The 20,755-nt window shown below is 60.5% G+C and carries 13 protein-coding genes; 8 read left to right on the forward strand and 5 right to left on the reverse strand.

All coding sequences use genetic code 11. The features are described from left to right. Positions 1 to 42: 42 nt before the first annotated feature. The 5 genes from msrA to aceE form a co-directional block, all read right to left on the reverse strand. On the reverse strand, positions 43 to 690 hold the full coding sequence (msrA, locus tag ACWKV5_RS09360) for a peptide-methionine (S)-S-oxide reductase MsrA (protein ID WP_483841046.1): 648 nt from the start codon (positions 688 to 690) through the stop codon (positions 43 to 45). Positions 691 to 899: 209 nt separating this feature from the next. Further along, positions 900 to 3,593, reverse strand: coding sequence for a putative bifunctional diguanylate cyclase/phosphodiesterase (locus ACWKV5_RS09365; RefSeq protein ID WP_483841047.1), 2,694 nt, complete (start codon positions 3,591 to 3,593; stop codon positions 900 to 902). 192 nt (positions 3,594 to 3,785) lie between these two features. Beyond that, on the reverse strand, positions 3,786 to 5,180 hold the full coding sequence (locus ACWKV5_RS09370; protein WP_483841048.1) for an alkaline phosphatase D family protein: 1,395 nt from the start codon (positions 5,178 to 5,180) through the stop codon (positions 3,786 to 3,788). Positions 5,181 to 5,452: 272 nt separating this feature from the next. Next, positions 5,453 to 7,405 (reverse strand): dihydrolipoyllysine-residue acetyltransferase, encoded by a 1,953-nt coding sequence (gene aceF / locus ACWKV5_RS09375; protein WP_483841049.1) that lies wholly within the window; start codon positions 7,403 to 7,405, stop codon positions 5,453 to 5,455. Between the two features lie 11 nt (positions 7,406 to 7,416). Then, complete coding sequence (gene aceE, locus ACWKV5_RS09380; protein ID WP_123435555.1) at positions 7,417 to 10,062, reverse strand: pyruvate dehydrogenase (acetyl-transferring), homodimeric type; 2,646 nt, start codon at positions 10,060 to 10,062, stop codon at positions 7,417 to 7,419. Between the two features lie 383 nt (positions 10,063 to 10,445). Here aceE and glnE point away from each other — a divergent pair, with 383 nt between their 5' ends. From glnE to ACWKV5_RS09420, 8 genes are all read left to right on the forward strand, one after another. Then, positions 10,446 to 13,385: a bifunctional [glutamate--ammonia ligase]-adenylyl-L-tyrosine phosphorylase/[glutamate--ammonia-ligase] adenylyltransferase gene (gene glnE, locus ACWKV5_RS09385; RefSeq protein WP_483841050.1), complete on the forward strand. Its 2,940-nt coding sequence runs from the start codon at positions 10,446 to 10,448 to the stop codon at positions 13,383 to 13,385. Between the two features lie 259 nt (positions 13,386 to 13,644). Continuing rightward, on the forward strand, positions 13,645 to 14,679 hold the full coding sequence (gene waaF / locus ACWKV5_RS09390) for a lipopolysaccharide heptosyltransferase II (RefSeq protein ID WP_483841051.1): 1,035 nt from the start codon (positions 13,645 to 13,647) through the stop codon (positions 14,677 to 14,679). A 1-nt stretch (position 14,680) separates the two neighbouring features. Continuing rightward, the gene (gene waaC / locus ACWKV5_RS09395) at positions 14,681 to 15,742 is read left to right on the forward strand and encodes a lipopolysaccharide heptosyltransferase I (RefSeq protein ID WP_483841052.1); all 1,062 of its coding nucleotides are present in this window, start codon (positions 14,681 to 14,683) and stop codon (positions 15,740 to 15,742) included. Next, entirely contained in the window at positions 15,742 to 16,863 is a 1,122-nt protein-coding gene (locus ACWKV5_RS09400; protein ID WP_483841053.1) for a glycosyltransferase family 4 protein, read from the forward strand. The genes waaC and ACWKV5_RS09400 overlap by 1 nt, the downstream gene beginning before the upstream one ends. Beyond that, positions 16,863 to 17,669, forward strand: coding sequence for a lipopolysaccharide core heptose(I) kinase RfaP (gene rfaP / locus ACWKV5_RS09405; RefSeq protein ID WP_483841054.1), 807 nt, complete (start codon positions 16,863 to 16,865; stop codon positions 17,667 to 17,669). The genes ACWKV5_RS09400 and rfaP overlap by 1 nt, the downstream gene beginning before the upstream one ends. Next, a complete protein-coding gene (locus ACWKV5_RS09410) occupies positions 17,669 to 18,403 on the forward strand; it encodes a lipopolysaccharide kinase InaA family protein (protein ID WP_483841055.1) in 735 nt (244 codons plus the stop codon). The genes rfaP and ACWKV5_RS09410 overlap by 1 nt, the downstream gene beginning before the upstream one ends. Continuing rightward, a complete protein-coding gene (locus tag ACWKV5_RS09415) occupies positions 18,400 to 19,152 on the forward strand; it encodes a lipopolysaccharide kinase InaA family protein (protein WP_483841056.1) in 753 nt (250 codons plus the stop codon). The genes ACWKV5_RS09410 and ACWKV5_RS09415 overlap by 4 nt, the downstream gene beginning before the upstream one ends. Continuing rightward, on the forward strand, positions 19,152 to 20,603 hold the full coding sequence (locus ACWKV5_RS09420; RefSeq protein ID WP_483841057.1) for a lipopolysaccharide kinase InaA family protein: 1,452 nt from the start codon (positions 19,152 to 19,154) through the stop codon (positions 20,601 to 20,603). The genes ACWKV5_RS09415 and ACWKV5_RS09420 overlap by 1 nt, the downstream gene beginning before the upstream one ends. Positions 20,604 to 20,755 lie beyond the last annotated feature (152 nt).

A 20,755-nucleotide genomic window follows, 5' to 3' on the forward strand; every position in this document is an offset into this window, starting at 1 on the left:
GATCGTTCCCACGCAGAGCGTGGGAACGATCAGGTCAACAGATCAGATCGGGCAGGTCACGCCTGTGCCGCCAATCCCGCAGTAGCCTTCAGGGTTCTTCGCCAGGTATTGCTGGTGATACGCCTCGGCGAAGTAGACCGTCGGGGCTTCGTCGATTTCGGTGGTGATTTCGCCTTTTCCGGCCTTGGTCAACTCAGCCTGGAACACGTCTTTGCTCTTGAGCGCGGCATCCAGTTGCTCCGGGTTGGTCGCATAGATCACCGAGCGGTACTGGGTGCCGATGTCATTGCCTTGGCGCATGCCCTGGGTCGGGTTGTGCAGTTCCCAGAACATCTTCAGCAGCTCGTCGTAGCTGACTTTTTCCGGCTCGTAGACCACGAGCACGACTTCGCTGTGGCCGGTCAGGCCTGAGCAGACTTCTTCGTAGGTCGGGTTCGGCGTGAAACCGCCGGCGTAACCCACCACCGTGCTGACCACGCCTTCACGCTGCCAGAAGCGGCGTTCCGCACCCCAGAAGCAACCCAGGCCGAAGATTGCAAAGTCGACGTTGGTGACGAACGGACCCAGCAACGGGGAATCGTGGACGAAGTGTTTTTCCGGCAGATTCATCGGGGTTTCACGGCCGGGCAGAGCTTGTTCTTTGGTTGGAAGCACGTTTTTGTTCACCAGGATTTCCGAGCGCAAGACCATGATCAGTCCTCTCAGTCAGGTTGGGATGTAGGAATCAGACCGCCAGTTTGCCCAATGCGGCCCGGTTACGCACTACCTCTGTGCCCTTGTGGGAGCGAGCCTGCTCGCGAATGCGGTGAGTCATTCAGCAATGATGTCGACTGATACACCGCTTTCGCGAGCAGGCTCGCTCCCACAGGGGATGGGGGTGTCGCAGGAGGATGTGTGTGTCAGGCGAGGGGGCCGCGGGGGTAGCGCTTGAGCTTTTCGATCAGCTCGGCGCCGGGGATCGGGCGGTCGAACAGGTAACCCTGGCCGACGTCGCAGCGGTGGCGGCGCAGGAACGCCAGTTGTTCGGCGGTCTCGATGCCTTCGGCCACGACCTTGAGTTTCAGGTTATGGGCCATGGCGATCACCGCGGAGGTGATTTCCATGTCGTCCTGGTTGTCCGGGATTTCGTGGATGAAGCTGCGGTCGATCTTGATGATGTCGATCGGGAATTTTTTCAGGTAGCTGAGCGACGAATAACCGGTACCGAAGTCGTCCATGGCCAGGGTCAGGCCCAGGCGCTTGAGCTGGTCGAGCTGCAAGTGGGTGTCTTCGGTGGCTTCCAGCAGCAGGCCTTCGGTCAGTTCCAGCTCCAGCAGATTGGCCGGCAGCGCTTCTTCCTTGAGGATGTTGGCGATGGACGACACCAGGTCCGGGTCGGAGAACTGCTTGGGCGACAGGTTGATCGCCACTTGAAGATTGCCCAAGCCGGCGGCGCTCAGTGCCTTGCTCATGCGGCAGGCCTGGCGCGCGATCCACTTGCCGATCGGGATGATCAGGCCGGTTTCTTCGGCGACGCTGATGAACTGGTCCGGGCGGATCATGCCTTTGTCCGGGTGGTTCCAGCGCAGCAGCGCTTCCATCCCCAGCAAGCGGCCGCTGCGCAGGCAGAGCTTGGGCTGATAGAACACGTCCAGCTCGTTCTGGGTCAGGGCGCGCCGCAGGTTGTTCTCGACGAACAGTTTGTAACTGGCCTCGGCATTCAGCGCTTCGGTGAACACCTGGACCTGATGCTTGCCGTTGGCCTTGGCCTTGTGCAGCGCCAGGCCGGCGTTGCGCATCAGGGTTTGCGGGTCGCGACCGTGCAGCGGCGCACAGGCCAGGCCCACGGAGCCGGTGACGCTGATCAACTGGTTGTCGACGAACATCGGCTTGTCGAGGGTCATCAACAACTGATGGGCGACCTGTTGGCCGGTGCGCAGGTCGGTGTTGTCCAGCAGCACGGCGAATTCGTTACTGGCGAAACGCGCCAGGCTGCCGCTCGGGCTCAGGCTGTTGCGCAGGCGTCGGGCCAGGCTGATCAGCAGTTTGTCGCCGGTCTGGTGACCGAGGCTGTCGTTGATTCGCTTGAAGTTGTCGATGTCCACCAGCAGCAGGCTGATCGGCGTGTCGGTGTCGCGGGCGAAACGTTCATCGAGGTTGCGGATGAACGCCGGGCGGTTGCCGAGGTTGGTCAGGTTGTCGGTGTAGGCCAGGCGCTCGATGCGCTGCTGGGCGAGTTTGGTCTGGGTGATGTCTTCGTAGATGCCGATGTAATGCGTCAGCTCGCGGTTGTCGCCGTAGACCTTGGAGATCGACAGTTGGCCCCAGTACGGTTCGAGGTTTTTGCGTCGGCTCTTGAATTCACCCTGCCAGCTGTTGCTCTTGGCCAGTGCCGAGGGCGCGTCGAACAGCAGTTCGCTGAGGTTTTCCAGCGCCGGCAGTTCCGACAGCCGCTGGCCGTGGACTTCTTCGGTGCTGTACTGGGTGATCGCGGTGAAACTCGGGTTGACGTATTCGACCACGCCGTCGCAATTGACCAGCAAAAACGCGTTGGCGCTTTGCTCGACCGCACGCTGGAACAGGTGCAGGGCGCTGGTGGCGGTGCGGCGGTTGTGGTTGTTGATGACCTGGGCGAACTGATCCGCCAGCTCGCCGGCAAAGGCGATTTCGTCCGACTGCCAGGCGCGGGTCGCGCCGGTCTGTTCCAGGCAGAGCACGCCGACCACCTGGCCGTCGACGCGGATGCTGGCGTCGAGCATCGCGTTCACATCGCGCGGGCGCAGGCTCTCGGCCATGTCCCGGGTGCGCGGGTCACGCATGGCGTTGTGGGCGTCGATGGCGCGGCTGCTGTGCAAGGCGTCGAGGTAATCGGGGAAACCGCTGACGTCGATCGGCTCCGGCAACTGGTATTCACTGCTGGCGCGGTGATAGGCCGATATCGGCACCAGCATTGAGCCTTCGAGGTTCCACAGGCTGGCACAGTCGATTTCGTAGATGTCACACGCGCTGCGGGTGATCAGTTCGGCGGCTTCTTGCAGGGAATTGTTGGTGCTGTAGCGCTGGCGGGTCAGCAACAGGATCAGGTCCTGCTGGGCGCGCACCCGGTCCAGATGCTGCAATTGTTCCTGCTGGGCACGCTGGTTGAGCTCGAGGGCGATTTGCAGGCGCGAGTTCTGGGTTTCCAGATCTTGCGAGGGCTGAAGCTGAAAGCCCTCGAACAGGTCATCGACCACCAGCAAGTAGCCGCGCAACAGATGCCGATTGTGCTGTTTATAGGCTTCGCCCAGTTCCAGCAGGTTCAAGGCGCCTGAGGCGGTGTGCAAGGTGTAGCGGATCTGGTAGTTCGGACTGTCGGTGAGTTGCTGCTGGACCGCGTCATGCAGCTGATAGCGCGCTTCGGGCTCCATCAGGCTGGCGTAGGGGGAGTCGACCAGCGCACACAGGTCTACGGCCGGCAGACCGAAATGGCGTTCGCAGTTAGGATCGAGAAACAGCAGCGCCCAGCTAGGTTCATTCAGCCGTTCGAAACGCAGCATGCCGAGCCGCGAGGGCACAGGCAACTGCGTCACTACCTCGGCCACCATACGGCTGGCGGCATCGGGTTGGCTTTTCATTGAGGGAAACTCGCTTCGAATGTGCTGATCGCGCCGGGCTCTCGCCCTCTTAACTGTTGTCTGCGGCAAGGTTGCATCATTGCGGCCCCGACTGACAAGAGACATGAAGGCCAAGTGCTATAAGAATATGTCGGCAGGTGCGAAGTTTTCTCCAGCGAGGCCACAAAACTAATGCATTTGGCCTTCATTCCCTCAGTGCAGCGGGATGTTTGCCGTTTGTAATGGTTTACCGTCCCGGTCGTGGTAATTGACCTGAATCTGCTCGCCATCAACAACCAGATGGGCAAAGTTGTCCTCGCTGACCACATCGCTGGTCAGTTCATGCCGATAGTCCCCCGCAGCCGTTTGCGCCAGCGGCTGATCGAGAATGAACGTGGAGGCCTTGGCATACGGCAGCAGTTTGCTGTTGCACAGCGGCGAAGAGACGACGGTGTGCACTTCGAAGTCCGGGTCTGCGCTGTGGGTCAGGCGACTGGTCAACGAGCCGTGGACATCGCCCGAGACGAAGATGACGTTCTTGATGCGCTGCGTGCGAATCGTCTCCAGCAACCGCAGGCGTTGTTCCGCAAAGGCCTTCCAGGCGTCATCGCCATTGAGTTTACGGTCGGGGTAGAACATCACGCTGGTGACCACGAATTTGACCCTTGCCGGGCTGTGGATCAGCCATTTGCACAACGCCTGCTCCTGTTCTTCGTCGAGGATACGGCGATCATCGGCCGACAGGTTGCGCCGAGTGCGGCTGTCGGTGACAAACCATTCAATATCGCCGTCGCTGAACTGATACCAATACTGTTCGAGCTTTCTGCTGAACTGTCCATTGGATAGAAGTTTATGCGCTGGGCTATGGCTGGCTTGATATAACTCATAAGCGGCCATGGCGTTTTTATATAAGTCAGCATCTGACTGGCTCTCGTTTGCCGGCCAGTTGTCTTCAATTTCGTGATCGTCGAGGATCATGTAAGTCGACAGGCTGGAAAATAACTTCGAAATGCCCGGCTGAGAAAAAGCTACGCGATACTTGCTGAGTATGTCGTTGTATTCGCGGTCGGGAGCAATAACGTTCAAATCATCGACGTAAATTTGATCCCCGGTCATCAGCATCGCGCTGATGGGCGGTTCGGCCTGCTGCGCGAGGTCGGTGATCGACGCAAAAATACGGTCGCCGGTCTTGGGTGTAATTGCGATCCCCGCGGTCATGCGCAAGTAGCGGCAGGAGCCGACAATATAGGCCCGTGGCGTGCTGGCCTTGCTGGACCGGGTGCGGAACCGGTAAATTTCCCGTGGCCATTGCAGTGGCAGTTCCTGAACCGTCTCCACGGTATGCACCGGGCTCATCGGGCTGAACCAGCCGGCCTGATATTCGTACTCGGTGTCGCTGGCCAGCTCATTGAGTGCAATCACATCGGACATGTCGCGCACGTGCGTCAACTTTACAAATTCGCCTCGGGACCAGTTTGCTTCACCTTGGCGCCGATAACGAATGCCTGCAAATGCGAAAGCATTATCTTGAAGTTCTCCGCGCAGAAAAATGCGCGCGTGATTAGTTGTAGTGTGGCCAATAATTGGGCCGACAGTGGGTTTGAGCATGTTCGAATCCATTCGAAGTAAGCGCTAACTAAGCGGAATGTGCATGATGTGGTTTTATCCACTATCAGTTGGACTAAGACTAGTTGCTGGATTGCAAAAAATATCGCGAGGAAGTGGACGTGCGTTGTGGGCAATATCAGCCACGAACGTAGGAAGAGACTTTAATCAAGGCAAAAAAAGCCCCGCCAAATTGGCGGGGTTGAGGTACGAGCGTGGCGCTCGGAAATCGTGGGACGCGAGCGGCCCTCCGGTGAGGGAGGGCCGGCCGGGTGTTACAGCAAGATGGTGCGGATGTCCGCCAGCAGGCTGCTCAGACGCTGGGTGAAGCGTGCAGCAGCGGCGCCGTTGATCACGCGGTGATCGTAGGACAGCGACAGTGGCAGCATCAGTTTCGGCTGGAAGGCTTTGCCGTCCCAGACTGGCTGGATGGTTGCCTTGGAAACACCGAGGATCGCCACTTCCGGCGCGTTGACGATCGGCGTGAAGCCGGTGCCGCCAATGTGGCCGAGGCTGGAAATGGTGAAGCAGGCGCCTTGCATGTCGTCAGCGGTGAGCTTTTTGTCGCGGGCTTTGGCGGCCAGCGCAGCGGCTTCGGCTGCCAGTTGCAACAGGCTCTTCTGGTCGACGTTCTTGATGACCGGTACCAGCAGGCCTTCAGGGGTGTCGACGGCGAAGCCGATGTTCACGTACTTCTTGCGGATGATCGCTTTGCCGCTTGGTGCCAGCGAACTGTTGAAGTCCGGCAGTTCCTTGAGCAAATGCGCGCAGGACTTGAGCAGCAGCGGCAGGATGGTCAGCTTGACGCCGGCCTTCTCTGCAACGGCTTTCTGAGCGATACGGAACGCTTCCAGCTCGGTGATATCAGCCGAATCGAACTGAGTCACGTGCGGAATGTTCAGCCAGCTGCGATGCAGGCTCGACGCGCCGATTTGCATCAGGCGAGTCATCGGCACTTCTTCGGTTTCACCGAAGCGGCTGAAGTCCACGACCGGAATCGGCGGGATGCCCGCGCCGCCGGTTGCGCCGGCAGCAGCGGCCGGTGCTTCCTTGGCCTTCTGCATCATCGCCTTGACGTAAACCTGCACGTCTTCCTTGAGGATGCGACCGTGCGGGCCACTGGCGCCGACGGCGTTCAGCTCGACGCCGAACTCGCGCGCCAGTTGACGCACGGCCGGGCCGGCGTGAACTTTGGCGCCAGGCTTGGCTGGAGCAGCAACCGGGGCAGCAGCAGGTGCGGCGGCAGCAGGTGCAGCAGCGGCTTGAGCCGGAGCACTTGGTGCAGCAGCAGCCGGAGCCGGGGCAGCAGCAGGCGCAGCGCCTTTGACTTTCAGCTTGAGGATCAGGTCGCCGGTACCGACTTCGTCATCCAGCTTGATGGAAACGCTTTCCACCACGCCAGCGGCAGGCGACGGGATTTCCATGCTCGCCTTGTCGGATTCCAGGGTGATCAGCGACTGGTCGGCTTCAACGGTGTCGCCGGCCTTGACCAGGACTTCGATGATCTTGGCCTTGCCCGCCGAACCGATGTCCGGAACGTGGATGTCCTGAACGCTGTCGGCCACTGGAGCAGTCGGAGCTGCAGCGGCTGGCGCTGGAGCAGCGGCGGCAGGTGCAGCAGCCTGGGCCGGGGCGGCAGCAGGGGCCGCAGCACCCGCCACTTCCAGGTCCAGAATCAGGTCGCCGGTGCCGACTTCGTCGTTGAGCTTGACGCTGATGGCCTTGATCACGCCCGCGGCGGGCGAAGGGATTTCCATGCTCGCCTTGTCGGATTCCAGGGTGATCAAGGATTGATCAGCCTGGACGGTGTCGCCGACCTTGACCTGGATCTCGATGATCTGGGCCTTGCCTGCCGAACCGATATCCGGCACGTGCACTTTCTGAATCGAAGCGGCGGCCGGCGCAGCGGCAGCAGCAGGTGCGGCAGCCGGTTTGGCTTCAGCTTTTGCAGCAGGCGCAGCGGCAGCAGTAGCCGCAGGGGCCGCAGCAGCGGCACCTTCGACTTCCAGCTCGAGCAGTTCGTCGCCTTCTTTCAGGCGATCGCCCAGCTTCACTTTAATGCTTTTGACGATGCCGGCTTTAGGCGCAGGAATTTCCATGCTCGCCTTGTCCGACTCCAGCGTCAGGATGCTCTGGTCGGCTTCGACATGGTCGCCGACCTTCACAAACAGTTCAATTACTTCACCTTCACCGCTGCCGATGTCAGGTACGCGAATGAGTTCGCTCACAGAATCTCTCCTCAGCAGTCCAGTGGGTTGAGTTTTTCCGGGTTGATACCGAACTTGGTGATGGCTTCAGCCACAACCTTAGGTTCGATGTCACCACGGTCAGCCAAGGCTTCCAGGGCTGCCAACACCACGAAATGACGGTCGACTTCGAAGAAATGACGCAGTTTCTTGCGGCTGTCGCTGCGGCCGAAACCGTCGGTGCCCAGGACTTTGAATTCCTTGGACGGGACCCACTGACGAATTTGCTCAGCGAACAATTTCATGTAGTCGGTAGAGGCAATGACCGGGCCTTTACGGCCGTTCAGGCACTCTTCGACGTAGCTCAGCTTAGGCTTCTGGCCCGGGTGCAGACGGTTGGTGCGCTCGACGGCCAGGCCATCGCGACGCAGTTCGTTGAAGCTGGTAACGCTCCATACGTCAGCGCCGACGTTGAACTCCTCACGCAGAATCTTCGCCGCTTCACGCACTTCACGCAGGATGGTGCCGGAACCCATCAGTTGAACGTGGTGCGCCGCTTCGCGGGTGTCTTCTTCGAGCAGGTACATGCCCTTGATGATGCCTTCCTCGACACCGGCCGGCATGGCTGGCTGCTGGTAGGACTCGTTCATCACGGTGATGTAGTAGAAAACGTCCTGTTGCTCTTCGGTCATCTTCTTCATGCCGTCCTGGATGATCACCGCCAGCTCATAGCCGTAGGTTGGATCAAAGGTGCGGCAGTTCGGGATGGTGCCGGCCAGGATGTGGCTGTGACCATCTTCGTGTTGCAGGCCTTCGCCGTTCAGCGTGGTCCGGCCGGCGGTGCCGCCGATCAGGAAGCCACGGGTACGGCTGTCGCCAGCGGCCCAGGCGAGGTCGCCGATACGCTGGAAGCCGAACATCGAGTAGAAGATGTAGAACGGCAGCATTGGCTGGTTGTGGCTGGAGTACGAAGTACCGGCAGCGATGAAGGAGCTCATGGCGCCCGCTTCGTTGATGCCTTCTTCGAGGATCTGGCCCTTCTTGTCTTCCTTGTAGAACATCACCTGGTCTTTATCGACTGGCTCGTAGAGCTGGCCGACGGAGGAGTAGATGCCCAACTGACGGAACATGCCTTCCATACCGAAGGTACGGGCTTCGTCCGGGATGATCGGAACGATGCGCGAGCCGATTTCCTTGTCCTTGACCAGTTGCGCGAGGATCCGCACGAACGCCATGGTGGTGGAAATCTCACGGTCACCCGAGCCATCAAGGATTGCCTTGAGGGTATCGAGTGGCGGCGTTGGTACGCTGATGCTCTTCGCGCGGCGCTGTGGCACGAAACCGCCCAGTGCAGTGCGGCGCTCGCTCAGGTAACGGGCTTCGGCGCTGTTTGGCTCTGGCTTGAAGAACGGCAGGTTTTCCAGCTCTTCGTCCTTGACCGGGATGTCGAAACGATCGCGGAACAGCTTCAGGCTTTCAACATCAACCTTTTTGGTGTTGTGCGCGGTGTTCTTCGCTTCGCCGGCACCGGTGCCATAACCCTTGATGGTCTTGGCCAGGATGACGGTTGGTTGTTCTTTGTGGTTGACCGCTTCGTGGTACGCCGCGTAGACCTTGTACGGGTCGTGGCCGCCACGGTTGAGTTTCCAGATCTCGTCGTCGGACAGATCAGCAACCATCGCCTTGAGTTCTGGCGAGTTGAAGAAGTGTTCGCGCACGAACGCGCCGTCTTTGGCTTTGTAGTTCTGGTACTCGCCGTCGATGACTTCGTCCATGCGACGTTGCAGGATGCCGTCGACGTCTTTGGCCAGCAGTGGGTCCCAGAAACGGCCCCAGATGACTTTGGTCACGTTCCACTGAGCACCGCGGAACACGCCTTCGAGTTCCTGGATGATCTTGCCGTTGCCGCGAACCGGGCCGTCGAGGCGCTGCAGGTTGCAGTTGATGACGAAGATCAGGTTGTCGAGCTTTTCGCGGCCAGCCAGCGAGATCGCGCCCAGGGATTCCGGCTCGTCACACTCGCCGTCGCCCAGGAAGCACCAGACTTTCTGCTTGCCTTCAGGAATGAAGCCGCGGGCTTCCAGGTACTTCATGAAACGTGCCTGGTAGATCGCCTGGATCGGGCCCAGACCCATGGATACGGTCGGGAACTGCCAGAAGTCAGGCATCAGCCAAGGGTGCGGGTAGGACGACAAGCCGTGACCATCGACTTCCTGACGGAAGTTGTTCATCTGGTCTTCGGTGATGCGGCCTTCCATGAATGCACGGGCGTAAACGCCTGGCGAGGTGTGGCCCTGGAAGTAGATCAGGTCGCCGCCGTGTTCGTCGGTCGGGGCCTGGAAGAAATAGTTGAAGCCGATGTCATACAGGGTGGCGCTGGAGGCGAAGCTGGAGATGTGACCGCCCAGGTCAGAATCTTTCAGGTTCGTACGCATCACCATGGCCATCGCGTTCCAGCGTACCAACGAGCGAATGCGGCGTTCCATGAACAGGTCGCCAGGCATGCGTGCTTCGTGGGTAACAGGAATGGTGTTGCGGTATGGCGTGGTGATGGCGTAAGGCAATTGCGAACCGCTGCGGGTCGCCAATTCGCCCATACGGGTCATCAGATAGTGAGCGCGGTCTTCGCCTTCTTTGTCGAGAACCGATTCCAGGGCGTCCAGCCATTCCTGGGTTTCGACGGGATCGAGGTCTTGCATGGCTTGCTCCAGGGCGGAAAGGCTTCCAGAATCGGTTGCCTGAGTTTGCGACTGGCCTTGTGGGCAGACGATATAAATTCTTGGATTGCCGAGAGGTTGTTCCGGCGGCGTGTAGTTTTACTACAAATCTTCGGGCATTTCAGCCTTTCGAATGTATATACGAGTAGTAAAACTACAGATGAATGGCTTGTGGCCTCCGGCTGCGTTGTGAGAATAATCGTTAAGGTTGGTCTTTTACCAACCACAAAAGGTGAAAGCTTGATGTTCACTGCCAAAAATAAAGAATTTTCAGCTATTTCTAACTTTTGTTCGACAGTCCTCCACGTAGTGCAATATGAAAATTCACTACATGCAACCCGTTCTACGCCGATCAAGGATAGACCATGAGCCTTCCCGCGCTTGCCGAACTGCCCGCCATTCTCCTGCCGTTTGTCACCCGTGCCGAGCAGTCGTTCCGCGTCGCCGTTGCGGCACTTGAAGACGAGCATGGCCTGTCGACCTGGACGCCGGAACGCTGGGTGCAATTCGCCCGTGTCGCGGCGGCCAGCGATTTTGTGATTGAACAGAGTGTGCGTGACCCTTTGATGTTGCTGGCGCTGGTGCAGTCCGGCGAACTGGACCGCAGCTACGCGCCCGGCGAGCTGTGCGCGCAGATTGCGGCGGCGGTGAATGCAGCGGAAACCGAAGACGAACTCGGCCGCGTCCTGCGTCGCCAGCGCACCCGTCATCAAGTGCGGATCATCTGGCGCGACCTGACCCGTCAGGCGGATCTGGTCCAGACCTGCCGCGACCTTTCGGACATGGCCGATGCGAGCATCGATCAGGCCTATCAGTGGTTGTACTCGCGTCACTGCCAGCAATTCGGCGTGCCGACCGGCCGGCGCAGTGGCGAGCCGCAGCAGATGGTCATCCTCGGCATGGGCAAGCTCGGCGCCGTGGAGCTCAATCTGTCGTCGGACATCGACCTGATCTTCGCCTACCCCGAGGGCGGCGAAACCGTCGGGGTGAAGCGCTCGCTGGATAACCAGGAATTTTTCATCCGCCTCGGCCAGCGTTTGATCAAGGCGCTGGACCCGATGACCGTCGACGGTTTCGTGTTCCGCGTCGACATGCGCTTGCGCCCTTACGGTTCGGCCGGTGCGTTGGTCTTGAGCTTCAATGCACTGGAGCAGTATTACCAGGATCAGGGCCGGGACTGGGAGCGTTACGCGATGATCAAGTCGCGGGTGGTGGCCGGCGATCAACTGGCCGGCGCGCAATTGCAGGACATGCTGCGCCCGTTCGTTTACCGGCGTTACCTGGATTTTTCGGCCATCGAAGCGCTGCGCACCATGAAGCAGCTGATCCAGCAGGAAGTGCGGCGCAAGGGCATGGCCGACAACATCAAGCTCGGTTCCGGCGGCATCCGTGAAGTCGAATTTATCGCCCAGGCCTTTCAACTGATTCACGGCGGCCGCGACCTGAGCCTGCAACAACGTCCTCTATTAAAAGTACTGAGCACGCTGGAAGGTCAGGGTTACCTGCCGCCGGCGGTCATCAGCGAGTTGCGCGAAGGCTACGAATTCCTGCGTTACACCGAGCATGCGATCCAGGCGATCGCCGACCGCCAGACCCAGATGCTGCCGGACGGCGCGCAGGATCAGGCGCGCATTGCCTTTATGTTGGGCTTTGCCGACTGGGACGCTTTCCACGAGCAACTGATGTATTGGCGTGGCCGCGTGGCCTGGCACTTCGCTCAGGTGATTGCTGACCCTGATGAAGAGGAAGGCACCGAAAGCGAAGTGGTGGTCGGCGGCGAATGGCTGCCGCTGTGGGAAGAGGCTCAGGACGAAGAGGCGGCTTGCCGTCAGTTGGAAGAGGGCGGTTTCAAGGACGCCACCAAAGCCCTGAAAGCGTTGGCCGGTTTGCGCAGCAGTCCGCAACTGCGAGCGATGCAGCGGCTGGGTCGAGAACGCCTTGATGCCTTTATTCCACGGTTGTTGGCTCAGGCTGTTGAGCATGCCAATCCGGATCTGGTGCTGGAACGCGTGTTGCCGCTGGTGGAAGCCGTGGCCCGTCGCTCCGCGTACCTGGTGTTGCTGACCGAAAACCCCGGTGCGCTGCGCCGCTTGCTGACCTTGTGCGCCGCGAGCCCGTGGATCGCCGAGCAAATCACCCGTTTCCCGCTGCTGCTCGACGAATTGCTCAACGAAGGCCGGCTATTCAAGCCGCCGTTGGCGCCGGAACTGGCCGCCGAGTTGCGCGAGCGCCTGACGCGGATTCCCGAGGACGACCTCGAGCAGCAAATGGAAGCCCTGCGCCATTTCAAACTGGCGCATCGCTTGCGCGTCGCCGCCTCGGAAATCGCCGGCAGTCTGCCGTTGATGAAAGTCAGCGATTACCTGACCTGGCTGGCTGAGGCGATCCTCGAACAAGTGCTGGCCCTGGCCTGGCGCCAGACCGTGGCCAAGTACGGCACGCCGCTGCGCACCGACGGCACGTTGTGCGATCCCGGCTTCATCATTGTCGGTTATGGGAAAGTCGGCGGACTGGAATTGGGGCATGGTTCGGACCTCGACCTGGTGTTCATCCATGACGGCGATCCGCAAGCGGAAACCGACGGGCCGAAACCGATTGATGGCGCGCAATTTTTCACCCGGTTGGGGCAGCGGATCATTCACCTGCTGACGGCGCAGACCAACTCCGGCCAGTTGTATGAAGTGGACATGCGCCTGCGCCCGTCCGGTGCATCGGGGTTGTTGGTCAGTTCGCTGGGGGCGTTTGCCCGCTATCAGGAAAATGAAGCCTGGACCTGGGAACATCAGGCGTTGGTGCGGGCGCGGGTGCTGGTGGGCAGTCAGGACGTCGGCCAGGCGTTCGAGAAGGTGCGCGCAGCGATATTGGGCAAGGCGCGGGACCTGGCGACCTTGCGTCAGGAGGTCAGCGAGATGCGTGCCAAGATGCGCGACAACCTTGGCAGCAAGAGCACCGCGGCCGGCACCGGGGCAAATGCCTTCGAGGCCACGGCGCCGTTCGATCTCAAGCAGGACGCCGGAGGTATCGTCGATATTGAATTTATGGTGCAATACGCGGCCCTGGCGTGGTCCGAAACACACCCGCCATTGCTGCGCTGGACCGACAACATCCGCATTCTGGAAGAGCTGGAACACGAAGGGCTGATGCCCGTCGAAGACGCCAACTTGCTGCGCGAGGCCTATAAAGCCTACCGCTCCGCCGCTCACCGGCAGGCCTTGCAGAAGGACGCCGGGGTGATACCAGGCGATCAGTTCGCGGACGAACGGCGACAGGTACTGCGGATCTGGCGTGAGCTGGGGTTAAGCTGAAACGCGCCAGTTGGAACGACAAGATTCAAATGTGGGAGCGGGCTTGCTCGCGAAAGCGGAGTGTCAGTCGACATCTTTATCGGTGTGATGACCCCTTCGCGAGCAAGCCCGCTCCCACAGTTGATCTGCGGTGTTTTATAGAAAATTGATCCGACGGGCCTGTGTAGGCTCGTCAAAATGACCTGGCAGCCAAGGCTGCGAGTGCTGGATTCTCGAGGCGGGGAGGCGTAGGCCTCCCCGGTTCGTTTTTGGAAACCACATGAAAATTCTGATCGTTGGGCCCAGTTGGGTCGGTGACATGGTGATGGCGCAGACACTGTTTCAGTGCCTCAAGCAACGCCACCCGCAATGCGAAATCGACGTCCTGGCCCCCGAGTGGAGCCGGCCGATCCTGGAGCGCATGCCCGAAGTCCGGCAGGCCTTGAGCTTTCCGCTCGGCCACGGTGCCTTGGAGCTGGCGACCCGTCGGCGCATCGGCAAATCCCTGGCCGGCCAGTACGACCAGGCGATTTTGCTGCCCAATTCGCTGAAGTCGGCGCTGGTGCCGTTCTTCGCCGGCATTCCTAAGCGCACCGGCTGGCGTGGCGAGTTCCGCTACGGCCTGCTCAATGACGTGCGCACGCTGGATAAAGAACGTTATCCGCTGATGATCGAGCGCTTCATGGCCCTGGCTTATGAGCCCGGCGCCGAACTGCCGACCCCTTATCCACGCCCGAGCTTGCAGATCGACCCGGTCACCCGCGAAGCGACGCTGGCCAAATTCGACCTGGCCCTCGACCGCCCGGTGCTGGTCCTGTGCCCAGGCGCCGAGTTCGGCGAAGCCAAGCGCTGGCCGTCCGAGCATTACGCCAAGGTCGCCGAGGCGAAGATTCGTGAAGGCTGGCAAGTCTGGCTGTTCGGTTCGAAAAACGATCACGCGGTGGGCGAAGACATCCGCGCGCGGCTGATTCCCGGCCTGCGTGAAGAGGCGGTCAACCTCAGCGGCGGCACCTCGCTGGCGGAAGCCATCGATTTGATGTCCTGCGCCGACGCGGTGGTGTCCAACGACTCTGGCCTGATGCACGTCGCCGCCGCGTTGAACCGCCCGCTGGTGGCGGTCTATGGCTCGACATCGCCGGGCTTTACCCCGCCGTTGGCCGAGCACGTCGAAGTGGTACGCCTGGGCATCGAATGCAGTCCGTGCTTCGATCGCACGTGCCGTTTCGGTCATTACAACTGCTTGCGCCAGCTGATGCCGCAAGCAGTGAACGAAGCCTTGCAGCGGTTGCAGGGCACTGTGGTCGAGGTCAAATAGTTTGCGGGTTCTGCTGATCAAGACTTCTTCGCTGGGCGACGTGATTCACGCGTTGCCGGCGTTGACCGACGCGGCGCGGGCGATCCCCGGCATCAAGTTCGACTGGGTGGTGGAAGAAGGCTTTGCCGAGATTCCGACCTGGCACCCGGCCGTGGGCAAGGTGATCCCGGTGGCGATCCGTCGCTGGCGCAAGAACCTCTGGCAAACCATCAAGAGCGGCGAGTGGAAGCGCTTCAAACAAGCCATTCGTGCCGAAAAATATGATCTGGTGATCGACGCCCAGGGCCTGCTGAAAAGCGCCTGGTTGACACGCTACGTCAAAGCGCCCGTTGCCGGGCTGGACAAGGACTCGGCGCGCGAGCCGGTGGCGGCGCGTTTCTACTCCCGTCGTCTGGCGGTGGGGCGTGGGCAGCACGCGGTGGAGCGGGTGCGCCAGCTATTCGCTCTGGCGTTGGGCTATGACTTGCCCAAAGGCTTGGGCGACTACGGCCTGAACGTCGAGCGCCTGGTCGAACTGCCACGCAAGAATCCGTACGTGCTTTTCCTGCATGGCACCACGTGGGACACCAAACACTGGCCGGAAGCCTACTGGCGCGAGCTGGCCGAGCGCGTCGGCTATCTGGGCGTCGGCGTGAAGCTGCCGTGGGGCAACCCGGTCGAGAAAGCCCGGGCCGAGCGCATCGCCGCCGGGTTCCGCCATGTCGAAGTGTTGCCCAAGTTGAACCTCGCCGGTGTCGGCAAAGTGCTGGCCGGCGCGCAAGCCTGTGTCGCCGTGGACACCGGCCTGGGTCATCTGGCCGCCGCTCTCGACGTCCCGACCCTGTCGCTGTTCGGCCCGACCAACCCGGGCCTGACCGGTGCCTACGGTAAAGCGCAGATTCACATCGCCAGCGATTTCCCCTGCGCCCCGTGCCTGCAAAAGAAATGCACGTATCAACCGACGGAACAGGATGCCCGTCAGTTCAACCTGAAACGCGAGTGGCCGTTGTGCTTCACGCGTCTGAATCCCGAGCGTGTCGCGACCCGACTGAGCACGTTGTTACTGGCTGAGGAGCTGCGCTGATGCAATTGGCATTCGTCTTGTACAAGTATTTTCCGTTCGGGGGGCTGCAGCGTGACTTCATGCGCATCGCCCTCGAATGTCAGCAGCGCGGCCATCAGATTCGTGTCTACACACTGATCTGGGAAGGCGACGTTCCGCCGGGTTTCGAAGTGTTGGTGGCGCCGGTCAAGGCGCTGTTCAATCATCGCCGTAACGAAAAACTCAGCGAGTGGATGGAAGCGGACTTGGCCAGGCGCCCCGTGGACCGCTTGATCGGTTTCAACAAGATGCCGGGCCTGGACGTTTACTACGCCGCCGACGGCTGTTTCGAAGACAAGGCGCAGAACCTGCGGCACTCGCTGTACCGTCGCTGGGGCCGCTACCGGCACTTCGCCGAGTACGAGCGCGCGGTGTTCGCCAAGGACGCCAAGACCGAAGTGCTGATGATTTCCGAAGTGCAGCAGCCGCTGTTCATCAAACATTACGACACGCCGCTGGAACGTTTTCACCTGTTGCCACCGGGGATCTCCCAGGACCGTCGTGCGCCGGCCAATGCCGCCGAGATTCGTGCCGGTTTTAGAGCCGAGTTCAACCTGAAAGACGATGAACTGCTGCTGGTGCAAATCGGCTCCGGGTTCAAGACCAAAGGCGTGGATCGCAGCCTCAAGGCGCTGGCCGCTTTGCCCGCCGATCTGAAGAAACGCACCCGGCTGTTTGTAATTGGCCAGGATGACCCCAAATTATTCCAGATGCAGAGCGCTGCTTTGGGTCTGGGCGATAACGTGACGTTCCTCAAGGGGCGCAGCGATATCCCGCGTTTCCTGCTCGGCGCTGACCTGTTGATCCACCCGGCGTACAACGAAAACACCGGGACCGTGTTGCTCGAAGCCCTGGTGGCCGGGTTGCCGGTGTTGGTGAGCGCGGTCTGTGGTTACGCCCATTACATCGCCGAGGCCGATGCCGGTCTGGTGCTGGACGAACCCTTCGAGCAGGCACAACTGACGCAGTACCTGACCGGCATGTTGAATGACGCTCAAGCACGGGCGGCCTGGAGCCGCAACGGTCTGGCCTTTGCCGAGACGGCCGACCTCTACAGCATGCCGCAACGCGCGGCCGATGTGATTCTGGCGGAGCACGCTTAATGAAGTTGATGCTGGCTGAACCGTTCAAGAGCCTTTGGGCCGGACGCGATGCGTTCACCGAAGTCGAAGGCCTCGAGGGCGAGGTTTACCGTGAGCTGGAAGCGCGCCGGACCTTGCGCACTGAAGTGAACGGCAATGGTTTTTTCGTGAAGATCCACCGGGGCATTGGCTGGGGCGAGATCTTCAAGAACCTGCTGACGGCCAAGCTGCCGGTCCTCGGCGCGGGTCAGGAATGGAAAGCCATTCAGCGCCTGCAAGAAGTCGGCGTGCCGACCATGACCGCCGTGGCTTACGGCGAGAAGGGCAGCAACCCGGCGGATCAGCATTCGTTCATCGTCACCGAAGAACTGGCGCCGACCGTCAGCCTCGAAGACTTCAGCATTGATTGGGTCAAAAACCCGCCCGAGCCAAAACTCAAGCGAGCGCTGATCGCCGAAGTCGCGCGCATGACCGGCATGATGCACCGCGCCGGGGTCAACCATCGCGACTGCTACATCTGCCACTTCCTGCTGCACACCGACAAACCGGTGACGGCTGATGATTTCAAACTCTCGGTGATCGACCTGCATCGTGCCCAGACCCGCCCGGCGATCACCCAGCGCTGGCGCAACAAGGATCTGGCGGCGCTGTACTTTTCGGCCCTGGACATTGGCCTGACCCGGCGCGACAAAATGCGTTTCCTCAAGGGCTACTTCCAGCAGCCACTGCGCCAGATTCTGGCCGAGGAAGCGTCATTGCTCGCCTGGCTTGAAGGCAAGGCCAATAAACTCTATGACCGTAAACAGCGATATGGGGATGCGCTCTGATGGCGGGTTGGAGACTGGAGCCCGCTTACAGCGATTTGGCAGAAGATTTTGGCAGCCTTGAAGCGGTGTTCGCGCTGCAAGGCGAGCGCGTGACCCGCGACCCGTTGTCCGAGGTCATCCGCGTCAATCGCAACGGCGTCAATTATTACGTCAAACGCTACGTCGGCGCTGGAAAAGGCCTGCGTCGTTACCTGGGCAAACCCCGGGTAAAGGCCGAATGGCAGAACCTCAAACGCTTCGCCAAGTGGGGCATTCCCACCGCCGAAGTGGTGGCCTGGGGCCTGGAGCGACGTGGCGCAGCCTACAGTCGTGGGGCGATGATCACCCGCGAACTGCCCAACACCGAAGACTTGTCGGCCTTCGCCGAGCGCCGCGACCCCAAGTTGGCAGACCGTGCCTGGGTCGACGCCATCAGTCGGCAATTGGCCGGTTACACCCGGATCATGCACGACAATCGCTTTACCCATAACGATTTGAAGTGGCGCAACCTGCTGGTCGATGATCAAGCCCGGCTGTTCCTGATCGATTGCCCCAATGGCGATTTCTGGCACGGCTTCTGGCTTAAATACCGCATCACCAAAGACCTGGCCTGCCTGGACAAGGTGGCCAAATATCACCTGTCGGCGACCCAGCGCCTGCGCTTTTACCTGCAATACCGCCAGCGTGACCGGCTGAATGCCGCCGACAAGAAACGCATCCGGCACGTGGTGAGATTTTTCGAGGGACGCGAATGACTGATTTTCTGGCCGCTGAAGACCGTGCGCTGCTTGAGCGCCATGGCCTCGGCACGTTCGATGCGCTCTGGGCCAAACAGCTCGAAGCCGTGGATGAGCCCAACACCGTGGGTGGTGGCTGGAGCAGTGTGTTTCGGCTGGACCTGGAGGGTCGTGGTTTTTACCTCAAGCGACAGAGCAACTACCTGACGCGCACCTTCCACGCGCCCTTTGGCGAGCCGAGCTTTGCCCGTGAGTTTCGCAACATCAGCCGCTATGAAAAGCTCGGTATTCCGGCGCTGAAGGCAGCGTTTTTTGGTGAGCGTAAAGTCAGCGGCGAAGTCCGCGCGGTGCTGCTGACTCGCGCGCTGGACGGTTGGGATGACCTGGATTCGCTGTTGCAGCGCTGGTCGGACCTGAGCGAGGCGCAACATTCGGCCATTCTCAAAGCCTGTGGTGAACTGGCGCGACGTCTGCACGGCGTGCGTCAGGTTCATGGCTGTTTCTACCCCAAACATATTTTTCTTCAGGCGACGGGCGACGGGTATCTGGCTCAGTTGATCGACCTGGAAAAGACCCGGCCGCTGCTGTTCGGTCAGCGTGATCGGGTCAAGGACCTGGAGCCGTTGCTGCGTCGCGCACCGGAGTGGACCGACGCGCAGTTGCGCGAATTGCTGGCGGTCTATGTCGATCAGCCCTCGGACAGTTCGCTGGTGGACAGCTGGGTGTCACGTCTGACTGCGCGACGCAGTCGCAAGGAGACCCGCTGATGCGCTTGTCCGAGCTGAAAAACGCTGGCCGCACACCGAGTCTTCCCATGAGCATTGCGCTGGCCGATGCCGCAGGTCCCGCCGATTTGCAATTGTTGAGCCTGCTGCGGGTTTTGCCGGGGCAGCGTTATGTCGGTGCCGGCGTGTGGCGTGGCCGTCCGGTGCTGGCCAAGTTACTGGTCGGCAGCAAGGCAGCGCGACATTTTCAGCGTGAACTGGCCGGCGTGCGTTTGCTTGCCGATCAAGGCCTGACCACCCCGCAGTTGCTGGCGGATGGGCTAAAGGAAGGCGAGGGCGGCTGGCTGCTGTTCGATTTCCTCGAGGGCGCCGAAAGCCTGGGGGAGACTTGGAAAAAAGTCGAACACTTGCCCGTGTTGGCGGATATGCAAGGGGCCGTGATTGCCGAGGCATTGGGCGCAATCGGCCAAATGCATCGCAAGGGGCTGTGGCAGGAAGACCTGCATCTGGACAACCTGCTGCGTCAGCGCGGCCGCTTGTACCTGATCGATGGCGGCGGTGTCTGTGCTGAAACGCCGGGTCAACCGTTGTCGCGCAACAAAGTCCTGGAAAACCTCGGCGTATTTTTTGCGCAGTTGCCCAAGACCCTGGAACCGTTCATCGAAGAACTGCTGGTGTATTACCTGTTGAGCAACGGCGAGCACGCCTTGCCCATGGAAGCCTTGCAGAAGCAGATCGATAAGGTTCGCACCTGGCGCTTGAAAGACTTTCTGATCAAGGTCGGCCGCGAATGCACGCTGTTCAGCGTCCAGCGCGGGGCGTTTGGTCTGCGGGCGATTCGTCGTGAGGAAGAGGCGGCGATGCTGCCGGTGCTGGAGCAGGCCGATGCCTTGCTCGATCAAGGCCATTTGTACAAAACCGGTGGCGCGGCGAGTGTAGGAAAAGTCGAGATCGATGGTCGGACGCTGGTCATCAAGCGCTACAACATCAAAGGCTTTGCCCATTGGCTCAAACGCTTCTGGCGTCCGAGCCGTGCCTGGCACTCGTGGCGCGAAGGCAATCGCCTGGCGTTCCTCGGTATCGCCACGCCCAAGCCGCTGGCATTGCTGGAGACGCGTTTTTTCTGGCTGCGCAGTCGGGCCTATCTGGTGACCGAGTATTTGCCGGGGCCGGACATCATCGAGCGTTTTGCGCCTTATGTTGAAAGCGGCAATGCACCTGAAGGGGAACTGCTGGCGCTGGATCATTTGTTCGCCGAACTGATCGGCGCGCGCATCAGCCATGGTGACTTCAAGGGCCACAATCTGTTCTGGCAGGAAGATCGCTGGGCGCTGATTGACCTGGACTCGATGTGTCAGCATGGCTCGGTGGGCAGCTTTGCCCCGGCCTATGCGCGGGACCGGGCGCGGTTCATGCGCAACTGGCCTGAGAGCAGCGCGCTGTATCAGGTCATTGATCAGCGTCTACCCAAAGATATCTCCAGAGCTGCTTGAATCGGACCTTCGGTCCTATCGCAAGCAGGCTCGCTCCCACAGGGGTTTTGTGCACGACGCAGATCCCAGTGTAGGAGTGAGCCTGCTCGCGATGGGGGCCGATGGGGCAACAAAGATTAGAGGACAAGTTTTAATGAAACGTCCTACATGAT

This window comes from Pseudomonas oplopanacis, from assembly GCF_057128725.1.